Source organism: Proteiniphilum saccharofermentans, assembly GCF_900095135.1.
GTDB classification, from domain to species: Bacteria; Bacteroidota; Bacteroidia; order Bacteroidales; family Dysgonomonadaceae; genus Proteiniphilum; species Proteiniphilum saccharofermentans.
The window spans coordinates 3877398-3895009 of the sequence record NZ_LT605205.1; the positions used below are offsets into that span (position 1 = coordinate 3877398).

A 17612-nucleotide genomic window follows, 5' to 3' on the forward strand; every position below is an offset into this window, starting at 1 on the left:
CAAATTAAAAATCACAACCAATGAGAAAGACTTTAAGCTTATTTATCGTGCTGTCCCTGTTCGGTTGTTCTTCTCCAAAACACCACTATTCTACCAAAGAGATTAACAAAGAAATAACATCGGGAAATTTTACAAGGGCAACGGAACTGATTGATTCTCTTGTATCGGTAGGACAACCAAGCAAAGCGCAACAACAGGTTCTTCTTTTTACGCAAGACTCCTTGCGCAGGGTGAGGCTGGATTTCAACAAAACAAAGGATGAAATAATCGATTGGATAGAAAGAAACCGACTGTTCATCCCTTCCGATTCACTGATAGATAGCTGGGAACGATCTAAAACACTCGAATTCAGGATCATCGACGGAGAGAAACGATATTTCAGGAATGCCGCACCCAATATATTCCGGGTAGATGCTTCGGCGAGAGAGCTGACAAAGATCCTCGCGCCCGGATCAGATACACCGCGCGATTCGTTGCTCATCAGCGCGTTCAATTATAAAGCTGAGAGCGACACGAAAGGGAAATACCTCCTCCCCTCCAAGAAAGTCAAAGCGCGCTACACACTTACTGTAAATGCGGATGCAGCGCCCGACGGAGAAGTACTGAGGGTCTGGCTCCCGTTTCCGAGAAAAGATATCCGCCGACAAACAGATGTAAAACTACTTGCAGCCTCACAATCCGACTATCTCTTATCCGACGACAAGACAGTGCATACAAGTGTGTTTATGGAACAAAAGGCTGTAGCAGGAAAACCTACCCTCTTCTGGATCGATTTTGAATTCACTTCCCGGGGAGAATGGTTCGACCTCTCTGGAATAGAGGTGAATCCTTACGATACAAACAGTACATTATACCAAACATATACAGCCGAACAACAACCCCATATCCTGTTTTCGGAAAATATCAGGACTCTGACGGACAGTATAACCCGGAATGCCAGGACCCCGATAGAAACCCTTCAGGCAATTTATCGTCACATTACCTCCAACTACCCCTGGGCAAGTGCACTGGAATATTCCACTATCTCCAACATTCCGGAATATGTAATCGAGAATCGCAAAGGCGATTGCGGACAAGTAACATTACTATTAATCACCATGTTGCGTCACAAAGGTATTCCCGCCCGCTGGCAAAGCGGATGGATGACTCACCCGGGAGAAGTGAACCTGCACGACTGGGCGGAAGTCTATTTTGAAGGTACCGGCTGGATTCCGGTCGATATTTCATTCGGCCGTGGCGAGCCTGTCCCTATCCGGCCGGGACGGGAATTTTTCATGAGTGGCATCGACTCCTACCGCTTGTATATCAATTCGGATTTCTCAGGAGATTTTTATCCCGAAAAAATATATCCCCGAAGCGAAACAGTCGATTTCCAGCGGGGAGAAGTGGAATCTGACCGATGGAACCTTTATTTTGATCAATGGAAATATAAGATGGAGTTAACTTACCGATAATGGATTCTATTCATTATCTTTGTGATAAAGATTGCAAATTCATTGAATATGAACATAAATGACTACGGATTTCTACGTGTGGCAGCTGCGTCACCGAAGCTTAAGGTGGCGGATTGCAATTACAACACCGAAGAAATAAAACAAGTAATAGAACAGGCCCAGCAGGAAGAGGTACAGATACTCTGTTTCCCGGAACTGAGTCTCACAGGATATAGCTGCGGTGATCTCTTCTTTCAGAAAGCACTACAACAAAAAGCGCTGGAATCATTATGCAAACTGGTTCGTTTTTTAGAGGAGAGGCCTTCCATTATCACTATCGTAGGTCTTCCCCTGCTTATTCAAAACAACCTCTACAACGTTGCCGCTGTCTTGTCGGGTGAAGGGATCCTGGGCTTTGTCCCTAAAACCTATATTCCCAATAATAACGAATATTACGAGAAAAGATGGTTCACCTCCGGGGACGATCTTACCGGTCATACTGTGACTATCGACGGTGACAAATTTGATTTAACAATAGACATAGCAACCGGCAAGATACCAATCTCTTCCACAGGCATGATCTTTCAGACCTCTTTCGGGAGCTTTGGCATCGAAATTTGCGAGGACCTGTGGATGCCGGCTCCACCGTCATCCTACCTGGCTATGCAGGGAGCCGATCTGATCTTTAACCTCTCCGCAAGCAATGAACTGGTCGGCAAAAACCGTTACCGGAAGTCCCTTGTACTACAGCAGTCGGGACGATGCAACGCTGCATACATTTACGCTTCGGCAGGTTGGGGTGAATCGACTACCGATATGGTCTTTTCCGGGGCCTGCTTCATTGCCGAAAACGGAGCCATGCTGGCAGAATCGGAACGGTTTTCACCGAAGAGCGAGTTGATCATTGCAGATATCGATATTGAGGCATTGCGTTACGACCGGCTGAGAAATTGCAATTACATATCTCCAATATTTCACGAGAAGACCACAATTAACTGTTATATAGACTTCGTGACTTCAGACAGGATGTTCCGCAGGTTTAATCCCCATCCTTTCATTCCTCCGAAAGGAGAGAGCGGAGAGAGCCTCTCCGAAGTTTTCGATATCCAAACGCACGGGCTGGCAAAACGATTGTTACATACCGGCATAAAAAAAGTCACCATTGGCATTTCAGGAGGATTGGATTCCACACTTGCACTTTTAGTGACCGTCAAGGCTTTCGATCTGTTGGGCCTGCCACGTGAAAACATCTACGGCATCACCATGCCCGGCTTCGGAACTACCGGCAGGACATATGACAATGCTGTTGCACTGATGAAATCATTGGGTGTGGCTATCAAGGAGATATCCATAGTAGACGCCGTGACCCAGCATCTCACAGATATCGGACACGACATCAATAATCACGATGTTACTTATGAAAACAGCCAGGCTCGCGAACGAACCCAGATACTGATGGATTATGCCAACAAGATTAACGGCCTGGTAGTGGGAACAGGAAATATGTCGGAACTGGCACTGGGATGGGCAACTTATAACGGCGACCACATGTCGATGTACGGAGTGAACACAAGCGTCCCCAAAACACTCGTCTCGACACTCGTAAGATGGGTTGCCGATACCCGGACAGAAGAGGAAGCCTCCCGTAGAATCCTGTACGATATTCTGGATACCCCCTTTAGCCCCGAACTGTTACCTGCCCGCGAGGATGGAAAGATTGCGCAGGAAACGGAACACTTCGTGGGTCCTTACGAACTGCACGATTTCTTCCTGCACCGTATGCTCCGCTATGGTGACGCACCGTCACGCATACGTTTTATGGCTGGACAGGCATTTGCCGGAGAATACTCCACCCAGGAAATAATGAAATGGTTGAAACTGTTTTACAAAAGATTCTTCGCCCAACAGTTCAAGCGCTCCTGCATGCCGGACGGCCCTAAAGTAGGATCAGTGAACCTGTCACCCCGCAGTGACTGGCGTATGCCAAGCGATGCTTCAGTGAATATCTGGCTTGCAGAATTGGAAGAATGGGATGTATCAGGGTAATCAACTCAACGAATCATTTATTATGCAACAACTAATATCCCTCTTCACAACATATACCGGCAAATCCAACCCGACACTGGAGGTATTGCCTACCTCAGGGTCAAACAGGAGATATTTCCGCCTGAAAAAAAATGACCTGTCGCTTATCGGTGTACATGGGGAATCGCGCGATGAGAACCGTGCATTTATAGCATTGTCCCGCCATTTTCATCAGCAGCAACTGAATACCCCGGAGATATTTGCCGTTTCGGAGGATGAAATGTTCTATATCCAACGGGATCTGGGAGATGAGATTCTGTTCGATACCATCAAAGGAGGCAGGCTCACGGGTGTTTTCAGCCATGAAGAAAAAGTGCTCTTACACAAAACCATCGCGATGCTTGCCGATTTTCAGGTGAAAGGTGCAGAGGGACTGGATTTCAACGTCTGCTATCCTCTGCCGGAATTCAATAACCGCTCCGTATATTGGGATCTGAACTACTTCAAGTATAATTTCCTGAAAACGACAGGCATGGATTTTCAGGAAGATTTACTGGAAAATGACTTTGAGAAACTGGCAAAAAACCTGTTGCAGGACCAATCAGACACATTCATGTACCGAGATTTCCAATCACGGAATGTAATGCTGGTAGACGGTAATCCCTGGTTTATCGATTTTCAGGGTGGCAGGAAAGGTCCTGTCTACTATGATGTGGCGTCATTCCTCTGGCAGGCAAAAGCCAATTTTCCGGAAGAGCTACGCAATGAACTCATTCATACATATATCGAATCATTAAGGAAATACGAACCGGTAGATGAATCCGCCTTCCTGAAACAACTGCGCCAGTTTGTCCTCTTCCGCACACTGCAGGTACTCGGAGCTTATGGATTCAGGGGTTATTTTGAAAAAAAACCGCATTTTATCCAAAGCGTGCCATTCGCACTCAATAATCTCCGAGACCTACTGGAAGAAGATTTTGAGGAATACCCTTATCTCAATAGCATATTAAAAGAGATGACGGAGTTGAAGCAGTTTGCCGACTCGCGAAAGCGTGAATTGGAAGTGCGCATTTACAGCTTCGCCTACAAGAAAGGAATCCCGAATGATGCTTCCGGCAACGGAGGTGGATATGTGTTTGATTGCCGCGCCATCAATAATCCCGGGAAATATGAACGCTACAGTAACGTGACCGGTTTGGATGAGCCGGTGATCCAGTTCCTCGAAGAGGATGGTGAGATGCCCGAGTTCCTTAACTGCATCTATCCTCTGGTGGACAGGCACGTGAAGCGATATATGGAACGGGGCTTTACCGACCTGATGATTTCGTTCGGTTGTACCGGCGGGCAACACCGCTCGGTCTATGCCGCCCAGAAGACGGCAGAGCATATCTCGAGGCAGTTTGGAATTAAAGTCTCATTGGTGCATCGGGAACAGAATCTGGAGCAGGAGTTCAGGAAGAGATGAAAGCAATGATATTTGCCGCAGGACTCGGCACAAGACTCAAACCCCTGACCGACACCATGCCCAAAGCACTGGTACCGGTCGGCGGGAAACCATTGTTACAGCATGCGATCGAGAAACTGAAAGCCGCAGGATTTGATGAGATCATTATCAACGTACACCATTTTGCACCACAGATTATTGGTTTTGTGGAAGTAAATCATCACTTTGATATTCATATCGAGTTTTCCGATGAACAGGAAAAGCTGCTTGATACGGGAGGAGGGATAAAAAAAGCCTCTCCCTTCTTCAACGACAATAAGCCGTTTCTAGTGCATAATGTAGATATTCTCTCCAATATCGATCTACGGAAATTATACGAAGCCCATACACAAAATAACTTTCCGGACCCGATACGACAATCCGGTCAGCAAAGTTACCCCCTCGCCACCCTCGTCTGCAGCGAACGGAAAACCTCCCGCTACCTTCTCTTCAACGACAATAACCACCTGAAAGGATGGATCAATGAAAAAACAGGGGAAATAAAATCACCTTTTCCCTATTTCGATCCCCGGCACTACCGGAAATTGGCCTTTGCAGGGATCCAAATTCTCCAACCGGCCATTTTCCAATATATGACTGATCTTCCCGATCGTTTCTCCATCATCGACTTTTATCTCTCGATCTGCGATAAGGTAAACGTAACCTGCTATGTTCCCGAGAACCTGCAACTGATCGATGTAGGAAGAACCGACTCCCTTCAAGAGGCTGCTCGATTTCTAGACAGGCTCGTCTGATATTTTATTTAAGTGTTTGAATATAAATTATCGCCACATCCCCAAATGAATGATTCTTTCTTTTTCTCTGGAATATTTTAATTATACAGAAAACTATTGCTAACTTTACGGAAAGTTTTAATCATAATTAAAATAAATACGGCATGCGGTTACCTGTACATACACTTTCACAATATTCAGGATAGTGATCAAAATGGGGAATTGTATGCAAAATACGGAGGTTTACCCTACCTGATACACCTGAAATTAACGGATACAGTTGTATTGAATACCTAAATAACACCATTGTCTTTAGAGATGTAGTTAGCCGATACAATCTTCGCAACACTGCATTCTTAGAAAAACTCATCCAGTTTTTAGCGGACAATATCGGACAACAATTTTCAGCGAAGAATATCAGCGATTACCCGAAATCGCAATACACGAACTATTTCAGTACATCAGGTTCTCAATTATGTAAACTATTTGGCAAACAGCTTTATCATTCACAGAATAAACAGATACGACATTTCGGGTAAACGTATTTTTGAGATCGGAGAAAAATATTATTTTGAGAATACAGGCATTCAAAATGTAATCGTTGGTGGGTATCGTCCGCGAGACAGAGGAAAAATACTTGAAAATTTAGCATATAACAATTTGATTATCAATGGATATCCAGTAAAAATAGGAGCATTGGATAATCAGGAAATTGATTTTGTCTGCAAGAAAAACGGTGAGAAAAGATATTTACAAGTGGCATTAACATTAAATGACCAGGCAACTATCGAACGTGAATTTGGTAACTTAAAGAAGATAAAGGATAACTATCCTAAAGCTGTAATCACAATGGACTCATTTATTTCGAACAGCGAAGATGGAATTGTTCATTTGACTTTAAGGGAATTTTTTAATAATTCATTTTAATTTTAGTCAGCGTGATGCTTGGCACAATCTCAAATACAGAAAGCCGCATATGTAATTATTTAGCAAATTTACAATGTACAAAAAATGGCAATGTTGAGTGTACAACTTTTGGCAATATCCAATGTACAGGTTTAACATTACATTAACTATCTCTTTTTTATTGTATTCAACTGTTTTTTTATTCTTTCTCAAGGAAAGTTTTCCGGTTGTCCATACGGTAACCGTTTCCCTCGAACCTGATCACCTCGCAACGATATAGCAGTCGATCCAGGATGGCTGTGGCTAACACTTCATCATCCAGTGTCTCCGCCCACTGGCTGGGTGACTTGTTAGTGGTGATGATGATCGAGCACTGCTCATGCAGGTGATTGATCAGATTGAACAGAGCCACCGCTTCACTCTTTTGCACCGGGAACATCATGATGTCATCTATGGCAATCAGGTGTGCCTTGGTGTATCGCTTGTAGGTGCTCATTGCCGATGAGATGATTTCTTTCCTGTTGAGCACGCCTATCAGGTCAGCCATGGTGGTAAAATAGGCCCTATAACCTTTCTTGATGGCATCATTGACCAGTCCCCCGGCCAGGTATGTTTTGCCCGTACCGCTTGGCCCCATCAGCACCAGGTTGTATAGCTGATCGACCCAGAGCAGCTCCCTGAGCTGTGTCATCTGCCTTATGCCGATGCTGCTCGAGGCCTTGTAATCGTACTCGTCAAGCTCGTGTGCACGTGGCAGACGGGCCAGTTTAGTCCTGCGCCGGTAATCATTCAGCTGTCGCTGCTCTAGCTCTTTTATAAGCATGTTCTCCAGGAAGTCCGCGTATCCCGGTGTATCTATGCTCGCCTGGTGAAGCATCGGCTGCAAGTTTTTGCTCAGGTATCCCAAACGAAGTATGCCGGCATATTGCTTCATGTTTTCTATCTGCTTCATAGCTCCATGATTTGATCGTACCGGTTTATCTTGCTTCTCTCGGGGATGTATGCATCCGTGTCATACTGACTTGTTTGAACACCGTCATGCAACACGCTTACAACAGGCAAGGGCTTCTTCTCCCGGCGTTTTAACTCCCGGTAATGTGATGCGGCTTCTTTCAGGTAAAGGGCGTTGTAGAGCCCATTGTCGAGGCAGTAATCAAGTGCACTGCCAACGATCTCCTCACCATATTCGCCCATCACCTCCCTTATCATTTTCAGATTGTCTCTCAGATAACGGGGCTTATACTTGTGTATCTCCTCTTACCTTGCCTTTTTCAAGACTGACGGGGTGCTCGGCCAGAAGGATGCCTTGCCGGTTGGAAAGCGAAAGGGTGCCATCCTTGACCTTGAGTAATACCTCCGGTCCCTTCCCGTTATAGGTGCCATATGGGACCCTGTAGAAGTTCCCCTTGTAACTGATTGTGTTATCTTTTCTCACCGTGTAGGTGGGAATCTCATCCCGGGGGATTGCCGGTGAGGGGCGAAAAAAGGAGAGATGCTCCTTTTCAATCAACCACACGTCATGGGGCAGGCGCTTCGTCGTGGCATGTTTGGTGCCGTTCGCCTTGCGCTCCAACCAGCTCAGGACTTCCTCGTTGAGGCGATCTATATCGTGAAAGGTACGCGCGCGAAGAAAGTTGTTTTTCACGTATCCTACCACGTTCTCGACCCGGCCTTTGCTCTGGGGATCGGCCTTGCGGCAGAACTCAACGCTGATACCGCGTTCATCCCTGTAGCGACGAAAATCATCAGCCAGGAGATAATCGCCAAGGTTCTCACTTTTCAGAAACACCGAGTCCTGATCATAGAGAAGCTTCCCGGGGATACCCTCTATATACTTGAAGGCCTGCTCGTGAGCCTGGACGGCTGTTTTCCCGGTGAAGGGAGTTGTTTGGAAAAACACATATTTGTAGCGACTGCGTGACAGGACAAGGGCAAAAAAATAAACCCTGCGCCTACTGCCGTCCAAACGTCGCATCTGTGCTGTACCGAAGTCAACCTGCGCCTGGCTGCCATATGCAAACTCTTCCAGGGCTTCCGTCTGGCGGATCTTCTCCGGTACAGGGATCTTCTCCTGACGCCGCACGTGCTGGACAAAGTTGTATACAGTCTTGCTGTTCACCTTCGGCAAGTCGGCGTATTTCTCCTTCAGCCGGTCTTCTATCACTGCCGCCGGCAAACCATTGTCTATACTCAATAAGGAAAGAACGTCCGGGTAATATGGCGACAGAACAAGTTCGTATACACGTTGTTTCATTGAAAACTCATGAAACTCTTCTTCACTCATCTTCTTGTACCTGGAAACAGTTCTGCGATCAACACCCAACTTTTTTGCAATTTTACTGTCCGAATTGCCCGGATTACTGGAAAGTTCTTTAACTTCGTACCACATACGTACCTTTCTAAGGTCATGTATCTGAGTCTTCATAGTGTTTGTATTTTCGTGAATTACAAATATATGAAGACTCTTCTTTAACCCTTTTTATGTACATTGCATATTGCCAATTTCTGTACATTCAATCTTGCCGAAAATTGTACATGCGAAGTTACTGATTACAGCATATAAAGGAACTGACTTTATTCCGTTCTCAAAGCCAAAATTCTTTTTGGATAAACGAATGCCATAGGTACATTTATATTTTTTCATAGACAAAATGATGCTTGTTTGAATTTATCCGTTGCATCCTTAATATTATCTGCAAAATCCCTGTTAACATTATAAAAACCTTCCTGCACTCTCTCCAAATCAATATAGATTCCCATATCCTTCTTTACCGCTTAACATAAATAAAGCCTTATCTTTTAACTTAAATTCTCACTAACCAGCATATATTAAATAGTTAAACTTTGTTAATAGTTCGCCATATAATAAATTATTTTACTTTTATAGTTGCATATATAAATTTATTAATTTTAATTTGCAGGTATATTTTAATACACTTATATTATTATCGAGGTAAATAGAATTAAATTATGAGATAAAATGGATGAAATGAACAATTTTAACATATTAGCAACGCAATATAAAACGGAATTATTTGAAAATGTAATTCCTTATTGGCTATCACACTCTCAGGACAAGGAATTTGGCGGATACTTCACCTGCCTCGACCGGCAAGGAAATGTGTTCGATACCGACAAATTCATCTGGCTTCAGGGTCGTCAGGTATGGCTGTTCTCCATGTTATGCAATAAGGTAGAAAAACGCCAGGAATGGCTCGATTGCGCCATACAGGGAGCTGAGTTTCTGAAGAAGTATGGACATGACGGCAACTTCAACTGGTATTTCTCGCTTACCCGGGAAGGGAAACCATTGGTAGAGCCGTACAACATTTTCTCCTACACTTTCGCAACCATGGCATTTGGACAACTGAGCCTGGCAACCGGGAACCGGGAATATGCCGATATTGCGAAGCGTACTTTCGATATCATTCTCTCCAGGCGGGACAATCCGAAAGGCAGGTGGAACAAAGCCTATCCCGGCACTCGTCCGCTCAAAGGATTCTCCCTGCCGATGATTCTCAGCAACCTCACGCTGGAAATCGAACACCTGCTCGACAAAGAGATCGTCGAACAGACCATGGAAGAATGCATCCACGAAGTGATGGAAGTATTCCTGCGTCCTGAATTGGGTGGCATTATAGTAGAGAACGTGAATGAAGACAACACGCTGTCCGATTCCTTCGAGGGCCGTTTGATAAATCCGGGACACGCAATAGAAGCCATGTGGTTTATCATGGATCTGGGAGTACGGCTCAACCGCCCTGCATTAATTGAAAAAGCAGTAGCAACAACCTTGAAGACCATTGAATATGGATGGGATAAAGAGTATGGCGGCATCTTCTATTTTATGGATCGAAAAGGGTTTCCGTTACAGGAATTGGAATGGGATCAGAAACTGTGGTGGGTGCATGTAGAAACATTGATATCGCTGCTGAAAGGGTATCAATTGACTGGCTCAGAGGAATCGTTCCAATGGTTCAAAAAAGTACACGATTACACATGGAGTCACTTCAAAGACCCGGAATATCCTGAATGGTGGGGTTATCTGAATCGTCGTGGGGAAGTACTCTTGGATTTGAAAGGAGGCAAGTGGAAAGGCTGCTTCCACGTGCCAAGAGGATTGTATCAATGCTGGAAAACGTTGGAGGCAGTCAAAACGTTGGAGACAGTCAATGCAAAATAAAATTAGGAATGATTGATTGTTCCTCTCAAACGGAGAACAAAATCAACTAATTTATTTTACTGAGTAGAAAACTATTTCACCAGACCAAATGGGTAGAGTCTGATTTGTTAAGCTATTAGCTTGGTGAAGAATAATTTGAATTAATCAATAAGCAATAATTCAAAAAATGAATAATATATCAATAAGATACCATTATGTCCAAATTTTTGTATTGATTGCCTGTTGCCTATTTCAAATTACCTTCAAGCGGAATTTTCAGGTGATCAATAGCAATGATATTTAAGCATTTATAAACAATTAAAAAATTAAACCAAATGAGAAGTAGCAAGCAACCCCTAAAATGGAAGTATGGAAATCTCCGATTTCTATTACTATCGCTTTACTTTTTCACATCCATTGTCACTTTTGCACAAATCAATGTAGGAGGGAGAGTGGTTGACACTACCGGAGAAACCTTGATTGGAGTAAACGTTATCATTAAAGGTAGCAGTCAAGGTACCGTTTCTGACATAAACGGAGAATTTTCATTACAAGTACCGTCATCAAACAGTACTCTCGTCTTCTCTTATGTCGGTTTCGTGGAACAGGAAATACCCCTTAACGGAAGGACATACCTTAATATTACAATGGAGCAGGATACTGAGATACTCGATGAAGTAATAGTCGTAGGTTATGGTACGCAAAGACGAACCAGTGTAACAGGTGCAGTATCCACATTATCGAATACCGAACTAATCAAGGCTCCTGTTGTTGGAGTAACGAATGTCTTGGGAGCCAGAGTAGCGGGAGTTACGATGTTACAGCAAACAGGACAGCCCGGACAAGATGCGGCATCATTGCTCGTTAGAGGCGAAGGCGCCACTTATATTGTAGATGGGGTGATCAGAAGTATAAACGAAATTGATCCCAATGAGATTGAATCCATCTCAATTTTGAAAGATGCAACCTCTGCATCGGTTTACGGTTTGAATGCAACTTCCGTGATCATCGTTACTACCAAAAGAGGGAAAGAAGGTCAATTGGGCATATCCTACAACGGATCATATGGGATTAGCCAGAATGCAAATCAGATAAAATGGTTAGATGGGCCGGGATATGCCTATTGGTATAATAGAGCTAGAGAATTAGACGGGGATGAACCGGTCTTTACATCTGCCCAAATAGAAAAAATGATATCGGGGACCGATGGATGGGGCAATACGAACTGGTATGATGAAGTCTTTGGTGTCGGATCCACTATGAATCACAACGTTAGCGCAACAGGAGGAACCGATAAAGTCAAATTCTTCTCTTCAATCAGCGCTTTCCAGCAAAAAGGGAACGTAGACAATTTTGATTATTCCCGTTATAATCTCAGGGCAAATATCGATTCAAAAATTACAGACAATATCACATTGGTAATGAATATTGCAGGACGTTTGGACGAACACAACAGGCCAAGCTACTCTGCAAACCCGAACGACTGGCACAATATTCCACAACAGGCCGTACGAGCCCTGCCTTATCTTCCAAAAACCACTATTGGTGCTGACGGCAGGGAATACTATGTTTCCACACGCACCGCTTCATCGCCCGTGAGTCCGGTAGCAGCCATTTACGAATCGGGATACAGCAGGCCCAGGAATACGACCATCCAGACCAATTTCTCACTGAATTATGATGCACCCTGGATGGAAGGGCTTAGCCTGAAATTTATGGGAGCATACGATAAATTCTTCCAGTTCAATAAATCGCTGATCATACCCTATCAAACAATGATCGGGTCATTGCCAAACAGTTCGACCGAAAAGATTGACTATGTTTCCTTCTTTAACAATTCGGGCAATACCTCTTTGAGCGAGAGCGGACATAGTGCAACAAGCGTTGTAACCCAAAGCAGCTTTACCTATGACAAAGCTTTCGACAACCATAAGATCAATGTTTTCGGTCTTGCTGAAACCCGTAACAACTACAGCAATACGCTAGGCGCCACAGGGTACGGACTCGATTTTCTGGAACTGGCGGAATTGAGCAAGATCACCAATACTACCGGAAATGGAGAGGAAAGAATCCCGACTATTTCGGGGAGTAGTGCGCAATCAAGATTAATTGGTTTCGTTGGCCGTGTGAATTACGATTATGACGAACGTTATTTGTTGGAAGCTTCAATCCGTCGCGACGGAAGCTACCTTTTCAGCGGCATGACCGGTTCACAATGGGTTAACTTGCCGGCAATCTCTGCAGGATGGAGAATGAATAACGAAGAGTGGTTCGTAGCTCATTGGATTGATAATTTGAAAATTCGAGGCGGTATTGGTAAAACAGCTACTTCTGCTGTTAATGCATTCCAATACCTCAATCTGATGACATTGAGTTCAAATGCACTAATATTGGGTGATCAGAGACAAAGTATGCTCTACACAGCCACTTTAGGTAATCCTAATCTGACCTGGGCCAAAGCTATCACATATAATCTGGGCGTTGAATTTATGGCATGGAGAGGATTGTTGGGAGTTGAAGTCGATGCTTTCTATAAATACCAGTACGACCTCTTAGCCAGCATTGGAGGATCCTATCCACCCTCGATGGGAGGTTACTTCTTTAACTCCGATAATGTAAACAAAATCGACTATAGAGGATTCGATTTCACGATCTCCCATAACAACAAGATAGGCGATTTTACCTATGGCGTTAAATGGGTAGGGACACTGGCCTATAGGAGATGGTTATATTATGCAGGTGACTCCGAAAACACACCCGATTACCGCAAACTAACCGGTAAGGAGGTTGGCTCACAACTTGGCTTTATAGCCGAGGGACTTTTTCAGTCGCAGGAGGAAATCAACAACTCCCCAACCATTACCGGATCACCCGTACTTCCCGGTTATATCAAATATAAGGATCGAAATGGTGATGGAAAAATAACCTATGCACAAGATATGGGATATGTAGGTAAAAGCCCCTACTCCAGATTCCAAACCTCTCTCAATTTAAACGGGAGTTGGAAAGGATTCGATTTTGATATCCTGTTTCAATCCGGTTTAGGTCGCACGGTAGCATTGACGGGGGTATATACATCCACCGGTTCCGAGGGGATTATGGATAATACCGCTTTCACAAAGCTTTTCTATCATGGTGGTAATTCCCCACAGTTCCTTCCCGAGAACTCATGGACACCGGACAATACCAATGCTGAGTTTCCACGTCTCTCACTGGTAAATGTAAGTACCAATAATGCCTACTCATCTACATTCTGGTACAGAAATGGCAACTACCTCCGCCTGAAATCATTCCAGATCGGATATACTATACCCCAGTCTTTTACAAGGTCTGCGGGAATAGATAGAATCAGGCTCTACGTAGAAGGATCGAATATTTTAACGTTCAGCGAGCTGACAAAATACAATATCGACCCTGAATCACCCGGAGTGAATAACGGATATTATCCTCAACAGAGAACATTATCATTCGGCTTGAATTTCTCTTTATAACCTCTTTAATTTGACTGTAATGAAAAAAATAAATATAAAATTTCTATCTTTGGCCATCTCCGTCATCATCTTATCAGGATGTTCGGATTGGCTGGATCTGACCCCTACCGACCAAGTTACTGATAAAATTGTATGGGAGAGGGAATCGAGCGTTGATCTTTATGTAAATGGTTTTTATACCTATCTGCATCAATATGGACAGTTCGGAAACCAACAGTTTGAGGGCAGTCTTACTGAGAGTCTGACCAATACTTTCAAATATGGATCCTATGCGCTTGGACACAAAGCAGGCCACCCCAATAATTATGTATTTAATCCGGAGGCCGTTACCACGACCAGTTGTTTCTATAGCAATTGGACAGATGCCTACAACAAGATCAGGAGGATGAATGAGTTCCTTCATTCAATGGAACTCTACTCCTCTTTTCCCGAGAGTATGAACACACGCTGGGAGGCACAAACCCGTTTTTTCCGTGCCTTTATCTATTTCCAGCTTGCTAAGCGGTTTGACGGTGTAATCCTCTATACCAGTCTTAATGAGATGCAAAAGGATAAGGCTCGCAGTTCGAATGAAGAGACATGGAATCTGATTGAACAGGATCTTAATTTTGCCATTGAAAATCTTCCCGAATCATGGATTCCCCAGGAGAAAGGAAGAGTAACCAAATATGCAGCACTCGCTTTTAAATCGAGGGCAATGCTTTACGCGGAACGTTGGCAGGCAGCCTATGATGCGTCCAATGAGGTGATTGAATCCGGCCTGTTCAGCCTGACAGATAATTATGCAGATTCGTGGAAAGGAAGCAATCAAGAATCGATCCTTGAATTCAAATATAGTGAATTGGGCCCCAACCATACGTTTGATAAGGACTACGTACCCCTGAGCGACGGTTATGAGTTCGGCGGATTAGGTACGCCTACACAGGAGATGGTAGAGAGTTATGAAAAAGCAGATGGCACGCAAATGGACTGGACTCCTTACTATACTGAGAATGCAACACGCCCTCCCTATGAAGAGTTGGAACCGCGCTTCAAAGCGACCGTGATCTTCCCGGGCAGCACATGGAAAGGAAATACAATGCAGAATTCGGTGAATGGAACCTATGGCACCTTTATGGCTTACAGGGCTCAACCCTATACCTACGGACATACTACCACCGGTTATTTCCTCAGGAAACTGATGGACGAGACATTAATAGACATCCGAGGGATTCCGAGCACACAGACGTGGGTTGAAATCAGGTACGCCGAAGTCCTGCTCAACAAAGCCGAAGCTGCCTTCCGCCTCAACAAACCGGACGAAGCAAGAGAGGCAATGAATGAAGTACGTGAAAGGGTAAACCTCCCTCCCAAGTCTTCCTCCGGAGAACAATGGTTTAACGACTACCGCAATGAGAGGAAGGTTGAATTGGCTTATGAAGGACACCTCTTTTGGGATATGAGAAGATGGCGGCTAGCACATATTGAATATAACGACTATCGCTGTCACGGATTCAGGATTACCGGCGATAACTATGAGTACATTGATGTGGATTATCAGGACAGGAAGTTCTCAACAAGGAATTATATACTTCCCATCCCTGACGCTGAATTGGCAAATAACTCGTTGATTGAACAATACGATAGTTGGAAATAACTAAAATAAGATAGAAGCAATGAAAAAAAATATATTAACTATCATAGCGATATGCTGTTCTGTCGTTTTCATAATGAACGGATGCCAGCAAGTGGAGGACCTGACTCCATCTGTTTCCCGTGACGGAATCAACAGCCTGACAGCCTCCTTTTACGGCGATGAAAGTAGTGAAAACAGCTTCACCAGTGAAATAGATTATGAGAGGGGTATCATTACAATCGTTTTTCCATACAATTACCCCCGCACCTCAGACAATGTGCTGACAATGGACGATTTGAAAAACGTACGCATTGAGGCCAATCTGGATGATAATGTAACCATCTCGCCTCCTCTTTTATATCTTGACCTGACCAAAGAAAACTTTATCACTGTAACGGATCAGTCAAAAAACAAGAAGGAGTACAAGATTATAGCAGAGATCCGGAAAAGTGCAGAAGCAAGAATTACCAGTTTTGAGTTGAGATCACTTGGGATCAGCGGTATAATCGATGAAGAGCTAAAAACGATCTCGCTGATTTCACTTGAGGATATTGGAGAAGCGCTCGCTGAAGTGAATATTTCTCACGGTGCCACGCTCGATCCCGATCCAAGGACGGTCGCGTTGAATTATGATGAAGAGGTTTCCATTACTGTAACGGCACAGAATGGAGTGAGCAAATCAGTGTATAAAGTACAGAAAGATGTACCTAACAAGGTAGATTTCGGTATGCGGACAGGTAGTGCAAAAGTTCTATGGACGAAAACAATAATGGCCGATCTTGGTCTCTCTGAATTACATATGACAACCGGTATTGCGGTAACCAAAGATTATGTGGTTGTCAACACAAGAAATCAGCCCTCGAAATATCTTGATCGGAGAACAGGCGCTATCGTGGGTACGATGCCCAATATGGGATCAATAGTCGGAAGCCTTACCAACTTCTTTGCTACTGCTGACGATGGAGATAATATCCTGGTTTGTAACCTGGCTCCCAATGCAGGTACATTCAAAGTGTGGAATATAAAGGGTGTGAATGGTACGCCTGAACTGCTCATCGACTGGAGTGGAAGCGGATCTACAGCTATCGGACGTAAACTTTCGGTAAAAGGAAGTATTGACGGAGATGCCATCATTACCGCTGCAATTATGGGAGCCGACCGTACCTTTGCCCGTTGGCAGGTAATAGAGGGAGTCCTTCAATCACAAACACCGGAGATCGTAACTATTAATGGAATCGATGGAGGATGGGGCAATAACGCCGATGTAGTGTATACCAGTGCCACTGACCTTGATGCAGATTACTTTGTAAGCTATTATGCACCTCCAAGAAAATTTGCATGGGTAAATGGTAGCACCAATACTGTAAAAGCATTGGGTCCTGAAATTAATGCCAACTGGATACAAAATGCAGCAGACTACGTTGTGTTCAACAAATGTCCGTATGCAGCAAGTAACTCCGTCAACTCTTTCACCTGGGGCAGTGACGATTCCATCTACCTGTTCGATGCAAGTGGAACCTCCACTTTCACGACACCGGTATGGCAAGCTCCAATAGGCCTCTACGGAGGTAAAGACCACGGAGGCGTGAATGCGAATGGTACGGGAGATGTGATCCTGAAGGTATCGGATGACGGTTACTATATGTACCTCTATTTCATGTTCACCAATGGAGCTATCGTATGCGTACAATACGACTGTCTTGATATATAATAATCATTCAAAAAAGATATATAACTTCTGAGTTATCCCTATCTTACAATTC

At 44.1% G+C, this 17612-nt stretch carries 12 protein-coding genes; 9 read left to right on the plus strand and 3 right to left on the minus strand.

Annotated elements, in window-relative coordinates; genetic code table 11:
- Positions 1-20 precede the first annotated feature (20 nt).
- From PSM36_RS15095 to PSM36_RS15115, 5 genes are all read left to right on the plus strand, one after another.
- Positions 21-1454, plus strand: a complete 1434-nt coding sequence (locus PSM36_RS15095; RefSeq protein ID WP_083711091.1) for a transglutaminase-like domain-containing protein — start codon at positions 21-23, stop codon at positions 1452-1454.
- A 48-nt stretch (positions 1455-1502) separates the two neighbouring features.
- The gene (locus PSM36_RS15100) at positions 1503-3479 is read left to right on the plus strand and encodes an NAD(+) synthase (RefSeq protein ID WP_154671046.1); all 1977 of its coding nucleotides are present in this window, start codon (positions 1503-1505) and stop codon (positions 3477-3479) included.
- Between the two features lie 22 nt (positions 3480-3501).
- Positions 3502-4923, plus strand: a complete 1422-nt coding sequence (locus tag PSM36_RS15105; RefSeq protein ID WP_083711189.1) for a RapZ C-terminal domain-containing protein — start codon at positions 3502-3504, stop codon at positions 4921-4923.
- The gene (locus PSM36_RS15110) at positions 4920-5696 is read left to right on the plus strand and encodes a nucleotidyltransferase family protein (RefSeq protein ID WP_076931617.1); all 777 of its coding nucleotides are present in this window, start codon (positions 4920-4922) and stop codon (positions 5694-5696) included. The genes PSM36_RS15105 and PSM36_RS15110 overlap by 4 nt, the downstream gene beginning before the upstream one ends.
- Positions 5697-6161: 465 nt before the next feature.
- Positions 6162-6602: an ATP-binding protein gene (locus PSM36_RS15115; protein WP_076931618.1), complete on the plus strand. Its 441-nt coding sequence runs from the start codon at positions 6162-6164 to the stop codon at positions 6600-6602.
- A gap of 178 nt (positions 6603-6780) precedes the next feature.
- On the opposite strand, the gene istB is transcribed toward PSM36_RS15115, so the two are convergent.
- The 3 genes from istB to istA are packed head-to-tail and all read right to left on the minus strand — an operon-like array spanning position 6781 to position 9006.
- Complete coding sequence (gene istB / locus PSM36_RS15120; RefSeq protein ID WP_076929577.1) at positions 6781-7533, minus strand: IS21-like element helper ATPase IstB; 753 nt, start codon at positions 7531-7533, stop codon at positions 6781-6783.
- Positions 7530-7790, minus strand: coding sequence for a hypothetical protein (locus PSM36_RS15125; RefSeq protein WP_076929580.1), 261 nt, complete (start codon positions 7788-7790; stop codon positions 7530-7532). Before PSM36_RS15125 ends, istB begins: the two co-directional genes overlap by 4 nt.
- A gap of 28 nt (positions 7791-7818) precedes the next feature.
- Positions 7819-9006, minus strand: coding sequence for an IS21 family transposase (istA, locus tag PSM36_RS15130; protein ID WP_076929581.1), 1188 nt, complete (start codon positions 9004-9006; stop codon positions 7819-7821).
- 564 nt (positions 9007-9570) lie between these two features.
- Between istA and PSM36_RS15135 the strand changes: the two genes are divergently transcribed.
- From PSM36_RS15135 to PSM36_RS15150, 4 genes are all read left to right on the plus strand, one after another.
- Positions 9571-10764, plus strand: a complete 1194-nt coding sequence (locus tag PSM36_RS15135) for an AGE family epimerase/isomerase (RefSeq protein WP_076932314.1) — start codon at positions 9571-9573, stop codon at positions 10762-10764.
- Between the two features lie 314 nt (positions 10765-11078).
- Positions 11079-14234, plus strand: coding sequence for a SusC/RagA family TonB-linked outer membrane protein (locus tag PSM36_RS15140; protein WP_076931619.1), 3156 nt, complete (start codon positions 11079-11081; stop codon positions 14232-14234).
- A gap of 19 nt (positions 14235-14253) precedes the next feature.
- Positions 14254-15870, plus strand: coding sequence for a RagB/SusD family nutrient uptake outer membrane protein (locus tag PSM36_RS15145; RefSeq protein ID WP_076931620.1), 1617 nt, complete (start codon positions 14254-14256; stop codon positions 15868-15870).
- Between the two features lie 19 nt (positions 15871-15889).
- Positions 15890-17560 carry a DUF5018 domain-containing protein gene (locus tag PSM36_RS15150; RefSeq protein WP_076931621.1) on the plus strand — a complete coding sequence of 557 codons (1671 nt, stop codon included), beginning with the start codon at positions 15890-15892 and terminating at the stop codon, positions 17558-17560.
- Positions 17561-17612 lie beyond the last annotated feature (52 nt).